Genomic DNA, 14,601 nt, shown 5'->3' with positions numbered 1-14,601 from the left:
CCATTTTTCTTTACATTTTAAATTATCGTTATGCTTACCTCCTTCTCATCCTCCATCATTCCCATCAACTTTCCAAGAGCATTCCTGCTCCACACGAGTCTGCCCTTAATAAGGTTGTCGCCCACCAGGATGCATCCTTCCGTGTCCTTTGCACTGTTGCCAGAATGAATTCTTATTCCTTCAAAACCAGGCACTCCAACGAGCAGTGGGAGATACTTCTTAAACCTCGGCGACTTCGTCACCACCACCCGGTAAGTGCCTTCCGGCACCGCCGATTTCTTTGGTACTTTCAGTTCGCCACCCTTGTAATTTCGCCATGTCGGCTCCAGAGTGTCACAGATTCTGTCCCCTTTCTCGTCCGTCAAACGCCCGATAGTATAATCAGCACGTTTTGCAATTCTTTTCAGTATAAGTTTCATGTTCTTCCTCCGCAAATTACTTCCTAAATTTAGATTCATCGAGCCAGTAAGCCGTAACGAGCCACAAGCTCTTTCCCACAGCCTTCACCGACACCGTAGCCTCCAGCCTCATCTCCAGCTTTTTAAGATTTTTGAAAGTCATGAAGTTCTCGTTCTCCATGAGCATTGCCACGCCCACGAGCGAGTTGCTGTTGTTCTCACACCACTCAGTGTATCCAATCTGCACACCCCCGAAAACGCTTCTCACGGCATTTTCCGCATCCTTCCCGCATTTCACCTTACCCAAGCTACGCTCCACCACTGTTTCTGGCATTTTTTTCACCGTGTAGCACTCAAACGGATCTTTTCTCGTTTGCTGCTTTTGGGTAGCAGCCGAACCCATCTTCTTTTTTGTCATGTCTTTAAAATTTAATAATGTTATACATGTTGTTCAGCGTGAACCATTCTCAACAGCCTCGGAAGGCATGTTCGTCTGATTCACGATGCAAAGATAATGCTTATCCACAAGGTGATAGAATTACGACGAGAAAACGAAAAAAGTTTTCGAAAAACGAGAAAACTCCTTACCAAAAACGAGAAAACCCTATTTTAGAGCAAAAAAAAAGGCTACCTTTCGGCAGCCTTTGGTTGTTATTTAAAACCTAAATCCTTTTTCTTCTTTTTCATTAATCCCACGACGTCACATGCTATCTTTTTCCTAATATGTCTTTTCTCTGGTGAGTCTGACCATAGGAGATAATTATCTCCATTATCCTGAACATACCTTTTTACTCTGTTCTTCTCATTTTTCTCCAAGTCAACAGAATAAAGTTCAGACATCATTCTGAAGAAGTCATCATATCCACTTTTATAAGTAAACTCCCCAGCGTTTCTCAATGCCGCAAGAAACCCGACCACAAAATCCTCGTCTTCCACATTGTCACCATACTGTTCCTTTTTGCCAATAGTAAATTTCATCATATCCAACCACAGATTTTTGTCTTTAGATATACCGATGTACTTTACTTGCTCGCTGCTAAAAAGATTTTCTCCTTTTTTCAGCTTTTCATTCATTTCCATGTATTCCTCATTTCTCTTATTAATAATGTCTAACACCTGACAATACTCCTCATGCAAGAAATTGTCTAATTCATTGTTATAATAAGAAATCAACGATAGTATACAAGAAAAAAGACCAGTACTGAAAGGGTTTGAAAATCTTATAAGTTCTTTTATAAGACCTTTTATGGCTTTTTTCTTCACATAAGCCATTGCTATACATTCAGCCACCATCCCCCTACTCATCTCATTAAGTTCATCTTCTACAATAACAATCCTGTTATTCTCTGACTTCATTAGCTTCTCTTCCTGAAGCCTTATAGTGTTCCTTATGCTTTCCAGTTCTGCGTAGTCAATATCGTTTCTCACTCCAATGGGATGCTCAAGAATGTAAACCGCCATCTTCTTCACTGCATACAGGGGCATCTCTTTCATCCTATTTCCCCATTTTGCGAACACGATGTTCTTTCCTATTACAACACTCATCAATGTGTCGGCAAGTAAAACGGCTTCACACCAAATAGCAGAAGGTTGCCCTACTTTATACTGTGCGTCCATCATTTCAAGCCATTCCTTGTTGTCAACAAACCTTGAATCTGCCAAAGCAAATCTCTCCAAGTATTCCAGTTCTTTCTTGTTCATACCTTCTTTTTGTGTTAATACAAAGAGGCATGGGCTATGTTCCAATATGGCTGATGCTCTGGGGCAACCACTCCCCTCGAAGGCAACCATACAAGTCAAGCCCACGCCGTTTTCGCAGCATGAGCGTTGCTTGTCGTAGTCTCCTTCGAATGTCTTTTTGCGTCAGTGTGGTTGTTTAGAGCATAGACATTGATCCTACAACGCTATAAAATCTTATCACGTCCCTTTTACAAGAATACATACCGAAAAAAAATCCCGCAGGACTGATTGCCTTGCGGGGACGATTGCCGTATTTATTATGGATGTCATGCAAGACGCTTTGCTTCTTTCAAGATATTTTTTAGATAAGCGTCTGACACGTTTTCCATTTCACTCTTATCATATATAGACATCAACACAACAATAAACATGTCAGTCAAAACAATGTAGTTGCATCTGGTAAATTCTCAAGTCCGGACTTTTCCGCCTCATCCAACTCTTTAAGAGCCTTCTTAAAGCTATTGCCAACTGCAGCCCTTTGAAGTTCTGCATAAACCGATGTTTCCTGTGAAAGAAGACGTTTTGCAAACGCACACCTTACAGACTTTGGTTGACTTATAAATAATGACCAAAGGGCATCAAGAGGACTTACTCTATTGTTGTCAGATACTATTGTTGTGCTCATAACTATATTATTTTATGGCTGCAAAGATAAGCATTATTCTGCAAACCCCCAAACATTCAGCCGTTTTTCTCGTCATTTTTTTCGGTATGTAATCAAGTCAAAGAACGCCATGGCGAGAGCAGAGCAACAAGCTTGCTTGATTGCTATGCCGAGCCGAGAAAGTTCTTCAGCAGAGCTAAAGAACGCTTTTTATTTCCCACCGATAGGGATGGGAGCCTTTTTTTCATCCTGTCATTATCAGTCAAATTTCAGTTTAGGTAATCCTTTCACAATATCCACTGTCTGTACACTTACGTTTATCACAGACAGCAGCAGGTCGAGGATATATCTCGGTTTCTTGTGTTCACGGCTCCAGTCGTTGCAGTCGTTCTTGATAAGCGATTTCTTGTCCACGCTCACGCAATATCTCTCCACAATCCATTCTATTGCGCTCTTGCCGTTCACAATGTATTCGTATGCCTTGTCAGGAATCTCACTCACCATGATATGACCATTATACAATATTGTTGACTTGTCCTGCTTGCTGCGGAATCTCATCTTATCCACTACCCTGTAGTAGTCATAATCATCGTCAGTTCCAGTCAAAGGTCTGTCGCCATCCACCTTCACTCCTGGGCAAGGTGGAATTGTCTCATAGTTCAGATGCAGTTCTGCGAGTTTCTTTCCAGCCTTATAGAAGTCCATAAACACGTTTATGTCATCCACGAGCGGTATTCTCGGCAACGACTTCTTCAAGTCGGCAGCAAATCGTGTTCTGTAGTCCTCGCTATGCAGTATGCCATACACATAATAGAATATCATTTCCTTCGTGATACTCTTAGTGTGGTATCTCTTTTGAGCTTCCTTCAATATCCAGTCTGTTATTCCGTCATGGCGGATATATTTTCCGTCATTGCCATTGGTATCGAACAGGGAAAGCTGAGTGGCTTTGTTCTCTTCGTACCAGTAGAGGGGGAAAGCAACCACATCGCCATTGAAGTGTAAATCCATAAGATGGTTAGAAATCAATGGAACTTTGTTATTACCTATTGTACAACAGATTACCACATTATTAGTACTATTATTAGGAAATAGTTTTGGAAGTTGGTACTGGCTCCAATTAAATGATTTATCGTAATACAGCCATTGTTTGAAGAATGGGCGATAAGAAGCTGTTTTTATGTTTTCTGGAATAAATGTTTCTTGTATTCTTTTGAAACAATGCTCATACAATTTTTGATCCCATTTGATTTTAGTTTCATCAGAATCGACCATATTCATTATTTCTTGTAAAGTCTTACAACCATTACACCTTTCCTTTTCACTATTATAGAAATCGATAGTATCATTCATTCTTTTATATAGTGCATTTTTTGAAGAAGAATAACACCATACATCTCTGTGAGTTATATCTCCAGCTGAAAAAATTGAAAAGAATACATTCTTTTTTTCCTTCTTATCTCCCAATAAAATATTAGAATCAAATAATCCATCCCTAATATTTATCCAGTCATTCTTTTCATTAGGTTCAAGAGTTTTCCATTCCACTCTATTTATTGAGTTGAACTTCTTTACCATTTCAAGCTTTTGTTCTCTTGTAAGGTAATCGCCAATATCGTGGTAATAGATTTCAGCCTTTTTCTTGTTGTTTTTTGGATTCTTCACAAGTATGGTTATCGCAATAGGAGTGCGTGAACCACTTCCGAAAATCTTTCCACCTTCTTTTCGTGATAACTCTCCACTTGTTCTTTGGTTTCCCCTAAGGTTTAGAACATAAACAGAAGTAAATTCGTCTTGCAAGCATTTTCTAAATCCCTCTCCAGAGTTACTATCTAACCATGCCCCATTACTTATAAAAGCAATAATACCACCTTCTTTTAAACTTGAAATTCTATCGCTCGCCCAGCGGAATGCTTTTATATAACTATCATATAAAGATTGAACAGTACGTCCTTTATCACTTGTTGCTGAAACATAAGTATCTGCAATTCGTTTATCCAATGTTGAATATTTGAGGTTTTTTGCATTGTCATTTGCATTATTCTGCCCCACGGAATACGGCGGATTACCAATAATCACCCTCACTGGAGACTTCTTCTGCTTCAACACTCTATCCGAATTTTCGGGGAACAACTGTGAGAAGATGTCGTTGTCGCCATGCTCATTAAGCTGGAAAGTGTCAGTCAGACAAATACCATCATATTGCAGATATTTATCCGGCTTCATGATGTCATGATATACACTCTCAATGTTCACGTCGGCAATGTAATAAGCCAACAGAACAATCTCGTTGCAATGTATCTCATTGAGGTATTTGCGCTTCATATCCTCAGGACGAATCAATCCGCTCTGCAGCAGTCGGGTAATAAACGTTCCAGTACCAGTAAATGGGTCAAGAATATGCACATTCTCTTCCGTCAACGAAGTATTGAATTCCTTCTTCAAAATATCGTCAACAGAATGGATTATAAAGTCAACACACTCCACTGGTGTATATACAATACCAAGCTTGTCAACTGTCTTAGGAAATGCTCCCTTGAAGAATTTCTCATACAGATTCTTGATTATCGTCTGCTTGCCTTCGAGATTATCAATGTCGCCGATGTTGATGCGAACGGAAGTATAGAAGCGTTCGAGCACCTCAACGTCCATGTCAAAGCCCTCTGCCTCAAGCACCTCTATCATAAACTGCATGGAATGGCTAACGGCATTGTTGTGAACAAACTCATAGTCCTTGAACAAGGCATCAAACACAGGTCGAGTTATCATGTGTTGAGCCAACATCTCAATAGCCTGCTCACTGTCAACCGAAGGATTAATATTCTTCTTCAAACCACTCACAAACTCGTCAAAGTTCTTCTTGGCTTCTTCGTTCTCTCTCACAAGATTAGTTATGCGCTCGATGAATTTCTTCGCTATCTCGCCAACCTCCTTCGCCCAGTTCGTCCAATACATCTTGTCGCCAACCTTCTCCACTATTCTTGCATATATTCCATCCTGAAGAGTGCCAAAGCGAAGCTCCAACTGCTTTGCAACATCATCGTTGCTCAGAGTTACGCTATCGTCGCTTCCGCTTCCTTTGCCAATGGTGTATTGATTACGAGGAATACCTCCGACAACCACCTTCGTACTCTGCGACTTGTTGAGATTAATATGGTTGACATGGGCATTAAATTCCTCGTCGTGCGAACGCAAGGCATTGAGAATTGTCCACACCACCTTGAATCGCTCGTTGTCGTTCAATGCGTCTTCAGGCTTCACGTTCTCAGGCACAATGATAGGAATGATGATATACCCGTATTTCTTCTCATGGTCAGTGCCACGCCCGAAACTTCGCATCACACGGCCTACAGACTGCACCACCTCAACCTCGGAATTTCTTGGCGACATAAACAACACTGCATCTAATGCAGGAACATCTACACCTTCCGACAGACATCTTACGTTGCAAAGTACCCTACACTCGTTGGGATCATCTGCCTCTTCCTTCAGCCAAGCAATCTTGTTGTTCCTCGTGTTTGCGTCCATCGAGCCATCAATATGTTGGGCTTTCACATTCACCACTTCCTTTGCGTCGTTTGGATTTAGCCATTCGTGATAGTCCTTGCAAACCTCCTCAAAATACCTTGCCATCTGGGTGGAAGAAGCATTAGGATTTGCCTTTGTGGGGTTGATGGTTTGGCAGAAAGCCACAGCCCTTCGCATCTTTACAGGGTCTTCCTCCACAGTGGAACCACCATCGCCCTTTATTCGTTTCGACAGTCCGTTTATACAACCGATAAGTTTTGTAGCATCGTCAAAGTTAAGCTCTTTCAGAAGGTCTTCTTTCTTCACCGCCTGACTTCTCTTCTTGATTTTCTCAGACACTGTATAAGGCAGGTCGCCCTCGTTTACTGTTAATACAAGCACTTTGTAGTCGGTCAACAATCCGCTCTGAACAGCCTTGTTGAACGACAGACGATAAAACTCCTTGCCATAGATATTCTCATCGTCCATCGAGCAGAGAATATCGTCGTTCTCCTTAGCCTTTATCTTTATCGACTCACGATAGAGGCGAGGTGTGGCGGTCATATATAGTCGTTTCCTTGCAGGAATATACTCGTCGTTATGTACCTTCGTGAAGTTGGATTCGTCCCTGTCCTTTATCTTCACACCAGTGGTTCGGTGCGCCTCGTCGCAGATACACAAATCCACGGTCTTGCCAGCTTGGTGCAAGGCATCCGACACAACATCAATGCTCTGGTATGTTGACATAATCACAGTGCGTTTCTTTTCCCTCTCAGCCGCCTTTATCTGCTTCAATATGCTCTTCACGTTAGTAGTGGCTGGCACAGCAAGGTCAATAACACTATCGTCGTCATCGTCCTCTCCCTTCATCTTTCTTGTTGCCTTGGCATCCGAACAAACGCAGATGGCTCTCATCGGTTCGCTCTTGTCCGACATCCATGCGTTGAGTGTCTGACCGAGCAATGCGATGCTTGGCACGAGGAAAAGCACCAATGATTTATCGTCAGTCATCTCTTCCATTATTCTCAGGGCAGTAAAGGTCTTGCCAGTACCGCAAGCCATAATCAGCTTGCCTCTGTCATTACCTTCCTCCATAAAGTGATGATGGGCTTTCGACATTGCCTGAAGCTGGTGTGCCCTTGGTTGCTTACCTGATTTAAGAGCTTTCTTGCCTTCCTCTCCTTTATAAAGTTTTCCCCAATTTACCGACGAACTTTCAAGCTCAAAAAGATTGATTCTCGTGAACGGCTTCTCAAGTCCTTGCGTTGCTTTAAGTGCATTCTGCCCCCATCCGTTTCTTGTGGTCGAAACGAAGATGAGGTTTGAGAACTGGCGTGTCTGCCAAGTTTCTTCATCAAGGAACTGTCGGCTTGAATTTGCAAGAAAACTATCAACGGCAGCCTTGTCAATCGTGGCATTTTCAGCATAGCACTTGCATTGGATAGCCCAATAGTCGCCAGTATCGTCCTTAGCCACAAGGTCGATACCAAGGTCACTTCCGCCAAGGTCGCCCTTGCCGGGAAATTCCTCCCAAAGCCACACCTTTTCAAGGTTTTCATATCGTGGATCGGTCAAGAACCACCGTTTCATCAGCCGTTCAAACTCCGTCCCCTTTTCCTTTTCCGTAGTTGCTTTCTGACGTATGTCATTCAGCACATCGTTGATAGTCTGTATCTTGCTCATTGTTTGTCGTTCTGCATTTTTTATTTCAGTACCTTTGTTCACTCTTTCGTTCGATGAATCTGTAACTGCGACTCTTACCAATAGCACGGTGGCCATTTCCTCTTGTCGCAACTGTCAGCGAACTGCTTAACTGGGATTGCTTTGGCTGGGTCCATTATTATTTCTCCTGTAACTCTGAACGAACGGTCTCGTTTAAAACTTACATTGATAATTGGTTTCCCATCTTCCATCAAAAGTCTTTCTGGAGAAATATCTGTAAACACATATACCGCTGGTCTCTCTGGAGCCTCTGCAAAAGCTACTACTCTTTCTATTGACTTTACAAGCTCATCAGATGGTGACCAATTCTCAAATTTCAGTTCCCTTATTGCCTCATACATTCTATATGCCCTTAATCCTGTCTCACCGAAAGCGAATGATTTTGAAGCATAGCTAACAGCCTTGTATTCTGCTGTTGTTACATAGAAAGCCCCCAAATCGTATAGTGTATTTCCTATTTTCTCAGCACTGGTTATGTTGAGAGCATTACAGAGATTAACAAATATTCTTGGATCATTGTTTGTATTCAACCTTGGCTCCAAGTCACAGATTTTTCCAGCCGAATGATAAGGCTCGAAGTATTGCCACAACGAATCAATCATTGCATTGCAGTCCTTACGCATCTGTGCGCGTTCTTCCACAGTCATTTCAAGCGCACGGAAACTTGTTCCGTGGTATAGCGTTGGATATTTACTCATTGTTGCTTACTTTATCTTTTAGTTTCAAAACCAGATTTTATTGGGTCATAGGGACAGATACATTGGTTCACTCTTTCGGGCGTTGAACTTGTCCCTCGTGATTCTCGGGTCGATGAACCTGTCCCTATGATTCGCTTTCTATTCTTGTTTCCGCTTGTAGGGACTTTACTTTATGTAAGTCCGTTTGCCATTTTCGGTTGTCTTGCGGCGGGGCGGTCTTACATAAAGTAAAGACCCTACGGCGGATTGGGAAATAGGCGGATGTTATTTCACCGCTATCTTCACGCTCTCCTTCCCTATCTTCGCCACAACCACTGAGCCGCTCTGAGCTGCGAAAGTGGCAGTGCCGCCCATTGCCTTTGCGCTGCCGAGAGACTTGCCGTCGGAGGAGAAGAAGTCAACTCGTTCGGTGGAGTCGAGGCCGGAAATGGTTATGAAACCTGCATCGGACTGGACGACAATGCCACGAGTCTTGGCGGCGTTTATGCTGGAGTCGAGAGAGCCAGAGGATGTTAGCCAATATAGTTTGGCGGTGGCTAAGTCGGAATTGATAAAGCCTTCTGCCTTTGCATAACATGTTATATCATAGCATGCGGATAGATTTACATTATTATTTTCTGCTATTGTCTCACCAGTCTTCACGTCAGAGTTGTTCAGGGTGTAATAACACTGTGCTCCTTCGGTTTCACATGTGAACTGGAGTTGTCCATCGGAATATGATATTGACGGGGTTGAGCATTTTTGGGGTTCTTCAGGCTTTTCTGGTGTTTCTCCACTCAATGTCAATACTTTACCGAATTTTGACCAAGGCTCAGTCGTTTGGTAATATCCAGTCTTGCTTTCAGGCACATAAAGTGTTGCTGTCGATAAGTCTTGCGTACCAAATACATTGGGATATAAAAAAGGCGGTTCTTCGCCTGTTATTGTAAATTCTTCAAGGTTTGAGTTCTTGAATGCTTCTGGCTTTATATGCGTAACGTTCTTGCCCAATACAATTTTTGTTAAATGCCCCCTTTTAAATTCATCTTCAACTACTATTATGTTATCTCCAATGGTCAATTCCTTAAGGTATTCTGAATCAAGTTCAAGTCCAACTCCTATCGAACAATCATAATAAAGTTTATTAATTGTACAATCATAGAAAGCCCTATCTCCAATACTTGTTACGGAATTCGGGATGGTGATAGATGTCAAGCTGCGGCAAAAAGAGAATGCATGAGCTCCAATACTTGTTACTGAATTCGGGATTGTGATTGATGTCAATCTGTCGCAATACTCGAAAGCATAATCTCCAATACTTGTTACAGAATTCGGGATGGTGATTGATGTCAAGCCGTCGCAATTATAGAAAGCTTTATTTCCAATACTAGTCACGGAATTCGGGATTGTGACTGATGTCAAGCCGCGGCAATAAGAGAAAGTTTCTTTTCCAATACTTGTCACGGAATTAGAAATCGTGACTGATGTCAAGCCGCTGCTTTCATAAAAAGCCCTTTCTCCAATACTTGTTACAGAATTCGGGATTGTAACTGATGTTAATCCGTGACATTGACAGAAAGCATATTCTCCAATACTTGTTACGGAATTCGTGATGGTGATCGATGTTAAGCTGCGGCAATAAGAGAAGGCATGAGCTCCAATACTTGTTACTGAATTCGGGATTGTGATTGATGTCAAGCCGATGCAATAATAGAAAGCTTCATCTCCAATACTTGTTACAGAATTCGGGATGGTGATTGATGTCAAGCCGCTGCAACCAGAGAAAGCTTGACTTCCAATACTTGTCACGGAATTAGAAATCGTGACTGATGTCAAGCCACTACAACAATAGAAAGCAGCTTTACCAATACTTGTTACAGAATTAGGGATTGTGACTGAGGTGAGACGGGAACAACCAGAGAAAGCACCATCTCCAATGTTTGTTACAGAATTTGGAATAGTGATAGATGTCAAGTAACAGCAAGCTTTGAAAGCATTATTTCCAATACTTGTCACAGAATTCGGGATTGTGATGTATGTCAAGTAAGTACAACCAGAGAAAACACCATCTCCAATGTTTGTTACAGAATTAGGTATATTGATAGATGTCAAGTAACTGCATTCACTGAAAGCTTCTTCTCCAATACTTGTTACTGAATTCGGGATCGTGACTGATGTCAAGCCGCTGCAATAAGAGAATGCATGAGCTCCAATACTTGTTACTGAATTCGGGATTGTGACTGATTTCAAGCCGCTGCAATAATAGAATGCACGAGCTCCAATACTTGTTACTGAATTCGGGATTGTGACTGATTTCAATCTGTCGCAATACTCGAAAGCATAATCTCCAATACTTGTTACAGAATTCGGGATGGTGATTGATGTCAAGCCGTCGCAATGATAGAAAGCTTTATTTCCAATACTTGTCACGGAATTAGAAATCGTGACTGATGTCAAGCCGCTGCATTTATAAAAAGCTTCATCTCCAATACTTGTTACGGAATATTCAACTTCGTTTACGTTAATTGATGATGGTATAGTAATGTATCCTTTATAATGATAATAACCATCGGTTACTTGTGCAACATTGTCTTTTGAGTTCAAATTATAGTAAATACCATCCACCTCAACATCGTATGCTGATGCAGAGATTGAAAAGAAAACGCTAAGGATGAGCATTGTCATCATTGATGTAAATCTTTTGTTCATAATATTCGTTTTTAAATTTATAATTTATAATTTTGAGGTTATATGTCCTTAGGATTATCGACTAATGATTTGATTAGCGAGTCGAAATCGGTGAGAGTTTCTCCCTCTCCACTCATGCTCTCTTCAATCGCAGCGATTGTCTCGTCATTGGCGTAACAACCGCTTTCGGTGTCGAAGAGATATGGCTTGCCAGAACGGGCAACATCTGCATGTATTTCCATTCTTTCAGCTATGTATTCAAGAATGTCTTTGTCGTGTATATCCGACAAGTCATCTATTATCTTCTGTTTTAATATTTCTATCTTGTTCATATTATTTTTAATTATGTGGGCTCGCGACGCGGGGCAGTCTTACATAAAGTAAAGACCCTACGGCGGCGAGCTGACCCGAAGCGAGGATCACAGGGGACAAGGTACATTGGCTCACTCTTTCGGATTGATGAACCTGTCCCTATGATTAACAGTGACTTGCCTTGTTTTGGTGCTGCCTTTAGCGATTCGATAAATATCTTTAGTCTTGCACAAAAGACTTGTATTTTTTTGCCATCGCCTTAGCCCTATGCCCGAACTCAGGCAGCATCCTTATTATCGTTTCCATGAAAAAGGGTCAGTCAAACAATGTAGTTGCATCTGGTAAATTCTCAAGTCCGGACTTTTCCGCCTCATCCAACTCTTTAAGAGCCTTCTTAAAACTATTGCCAACTGAAGCCCTTTGAAGTTCTGCATAAGCCGAGGTTTCCTGTGAAAGAAGACGTTTTGCAAACGCACACCTTACAGACTTTGGTTGACTTAGGAATAATGACCAAAGGACATCAAGAGGACTTACTCTATTGTTGTCATATACTTTTGTTGTGCTCATAACTATATCATTTAAGGGTCATAGGGACAGGTACCTTAGTTTACTCTTCCGGGTCGATTAACCAGCCCCTGTAATTCTTGCTTCCGCTTGTAGGCGGATTGGTAAATAGGCGGATGTTATTTCACCGCTATCTTCACGCTCTCCTTCCCTATCTTCGCCACAACCACCGAGCCGCTCTGAGCTGCGAAAGTGGCGGTGCCGCCCATTGCCTTTGCGCTGCCGAGAGCCTTGCCGTCGGAGGAGAAGAAGTCAACTTTTTCAGAGGAGTCGAGGCCGGAGATGGTGACGAAGCCATCGGCGGAATGGATGACCACACCGCGGGTCTTGGCGGCGTTTATGCTGGAGTCGAGAGAGCCGGAAGAGGTGAGCCAGTAGAGCTTGGCGGTGGCGACGTCGGAGTTGGCAAAGCCAGTCTTCATGGCGGTGACGGAGATGTCGTAGCATGCGGCGAGAGATATCTCATTAGTGTAATATTTGCTTACATCATAGCATTTCACTTCACTTACATATTCAACATCTTCTGTAGCGCATGAGAATGTTAGTTTACCATCTATGAAAGCTATTGTTGGTGTTTCGCATTTATTTTTTTCTACTCCTGTTCCTTCGAGAGTCTTGAATGTTCCGAAAGCGCTCCAAGGCTCTGTCGTTTTGTAAGCGTTGATTGCGGATTCTGGTACATGGAGAGTAGCATATTCAATATATGCATCTTCGAAAGCATTAATTTCTGTAGATGGTACTGTTGCCGCATAACAATAGACATTCTCGATATTCTTGCAGCCCGAAAAAGCCCATTGTCCGATACTTGTCACTGAACTTGGAATTGTTATAGATGTGAGGCCGGTGCAGTCAATGAAAGCACCATCTCTGATACTTTTCACTGAATTTGGAATTGTGATAGATGTGAGGCCAGTGCAGCCCATGAAAGCATCATCTCTGATACTTGTCACTGAATTTGGAATTGTGATAGATGTGAGACCGGTGCAGTACGAAAAAGCCCAATTTCCGATACTTGTTACTGAATTTGGAATTGTGATAGATGTGAGGCCGGTGCATCCTTGGAAAGCAAAACCTCTGATACTTGTCACTGAACTTGGAATTGTGATAGATGTGAGGCCGGTGCAGTACGAAAAAGCATCATCTCCGATACTTGTCACTGAATTTGGAATTGTGATAGATGTGAGGCCGGGGCAGCGCGAAAAAGCAGCACCTCCGATACTTGTCAGTGAATTTGGAATTGTGATAGATGTGAGGCCGGTGCAGCTCCAGAAAGCCTCACGTCCGATACTTGTCACATTATATACTACGTTATCAACAGTGATTGTCTCAGGAATGGTTACATCTCCTGAATAATTATTATCACCTTTAGTAACTTCTGCAGCCTTTCCTTTTGTCACAATGTTATAGTATATCCCATCAACCTCAACATCGTATGCGGATGCTGAAATTGAGAAGAAAACGCTGAGGAGGAGCGTTGTCAATAGTGATGTAAATCTTTTGTTCATAATGATCGTTTTGTTAATTTATAATTTATAATTCTTTACTTTTAATTCTTAATTCTCCTCCGGCGATGGCCGAGTTAGATACAGCGTGTAGGGAGAGGAAATGAGGATTAGTAAGGTAGAATCGGGAGATTTTACTTCAAAATCGGTGGTTTCGAGTATGATTTTGGCATTGTTGATGCGGTATGCGCATTTTGAGTGGAGAGTGGTTTCGGGGGTGGTGGCGTGGGAAATGGGGTCGTAAACGAGGTCACGGCGGTAGAAAAAGGCACTGTCGGCGGTGAATTCTACCTCCATTTTCGACCATGCGGCGTTGATTTCAACGTCGCCGACGGTGTAGAGGGCCTTGGTGAGCTGCCAACGGGAATTGGGCACAAGTTGGCCTAACTTCGCCTGGAGAAGGGAAGCGTCGGCGGAACGGGTAGACGGGATGTCATCTTTTCCGCATGAGCAAACAAGGACGGTGGAAAGGACTGCAAACAGGAGGCTTACCGCTCCCTCAGAAATCCAATGGGGGGGGTAAAACGCTGATTGTCAGACAGATAGACCGACAACTCAGATAGATGTTTGTATAGATTTATAGCGTTTGCCATATAAAGTTTCAGTTATCTACTCTGCAAAAGTATGAAAAAAAATTGTTACCACCAAACTTTTAAGGAAGAAATGTGTTTTTTTGTTTCAACATGGTATTTTCTCTAAGATTAAGGCATGGAAGGGAGCAATGGGTTTATGCCATTTATGCCATTAATGCCAGCTATTATGCCATTAAGGATTTTTTGATATGCACATTGTTTGTGTAAATTATTTTTATCTTATATTATATATATTATATTATATATATATAATATAATATATATAATATAAGATAATTATCATTAACAATTCTC

The 14,601-nt window shown here is 42.0% G+C and carries 11 protein-coding genes; all 11 read right to left on the bottom strand.

What is annotated here, in order from left to right; translation table 11 throughout:
- Positions 1-17: 17 nt before the first annotated feature.
- The 11 genes from CIK98_RS10235 to CIK98_RS17700 all read right to left on the bottom strand — a co-directional run bounded on the left by CIK98_RS10235 (position 18) and on the right by CIK98_RS17700 (position 14,089).
- The gene (locus CIK98_RS10235) at positions 18-419 is read right to left on the bottom strand and encodes a DUF5675 family protein (RefSeq protein ID WP_094384139.1); all 402 of its coding nucleotides are present in this window, start codon (positions 417-419) and stop codon (positions 18-20) included.
- Positions 420-435: 16 nt separating this feature from the next.
- Positions 436-816: a hypothetical protein gene (locus CIK98_RS10230; protein ID WP_094384138.1), complete on the bottom strand. Its 381-nt coding sequence runs from the start codon at positions 814-816 to the stop codon at positions 436-438.
- A 233-nt stretch (positions 817-1,049) separates the two neighbouring features.
- A complete protein-coding gene (locus tag CIK98_RS10225) occupies positions 1,050-2,099 on the bottom strand; it encodes a hypothetical protein (protein ID WP_094384137.1) in 1,050 nt (349 codons plus the stop codon).
- 415 nt (positions 2,100-2,514) lie between these two features.
- Positions 2,515-2,763 (bottom strand): hypothetical protein, encoded by a 249-nt coding sequence (locus tag CIK98_RS10220; RefSeq protein WP_094384136.1) that lies wholly within the window; start codon positions 2,761-2,763, stop codon positions 2,515-2,517.
- Positions 2,764-3,000: 237 nt separating this feature from the next.
- Entirely contained in the window at positions 3,001-7,932 is a 4,932-nt protein-coding gene (locus CIK98_RS10215; protein WP_094384140.1) for a type ISP restriction/modification enzyme, read from the bottom strand.
- A 74-nt stretch (positions 7,933-8,006) separates the two neighbouring features.
- A complete protein-coding gene (locus CIK98_RS10210; protein WP_094384135.1) occupies positions 8,007-8,669 on the bottom strand; it encodes a hypothetical protein in 663 nt (220 codons plus the stop codon).
- 264 nt (positions 8,670-8,933) lie between these two features.
- On the bottom strand, positions 8,934-11,357 hold the full coding sequence (locus tag CIK98_RS10205; protein ID WP_094384134.1) for a leucine-rich repeat domain-containing protein: 2,424 nt from the start codon (positions 11,355-11,357) through the stop codon (positions 8,934-8,936).
- Positions 11,358-11,395: 38 nt separating this feature from the next.
- Positions 11,396-11,668, bottom strand: coding sequence for a hypothetical protein (locus CIK98_RS10200; protein ID WP_094384133.1), 273 nt, complete (start codon positions 11,666-11,668; stop codon positions 11,396-11,398).
- Between the two features lie 295 nt (positions 11,669-11,963).
- The gene (locus tag CIK98_RS10195) at positions 11,964-12,215 is read right to left on the bottom strand and encodes a hypothetical protein (RefSeq protein ID WP_094384132.1); all 252 of its coding nucleotides are present in this window, start codon (positions 12,213-12,215) and stop codon (positions 11,964-11,966) included.
- Positions 12,216-12,331: 116 nt separating this feature from the next.
- Positions 12,332-13,717: a leucine-rich repeat domain-containing protein gene (locus tag CIK98_RS10190; RefSeq protein WP_094384131.1), complete on the bottom strand. Its 1,386-nt coding sequence runs from the start codon at positions 13,715-13,717 to the stop codon at positions 12,332-12,334.
- A 48-nt stretch (positions 13,718-13,765) separates the two neighbouring features.
- On the bottom strand, positions 13,766-14,089 hold the full coding sequence (locus CIK98_RS17700; RefSeq protein WP_141210502.1) for a hypothetical protein: 324 nt from the start codon (positions 14,087-14,089) through the stop codon (positions 13,766-13,768).
- Positions 14,090-14,601 lie beyond the last annotated feature (512 nt).

Origin of the sequence: Prevotella sp. P2-180 (assembly GCF_002251435.1) — a bacterium.
GTDB lineage: Bacteria > Bacteroidota > Bacteroidia > Bacteroidales > Bacteroidaceae > Prevotella.
This window is presented reverse-complemented; position numbering and strand designations above follow the sequence as displayed.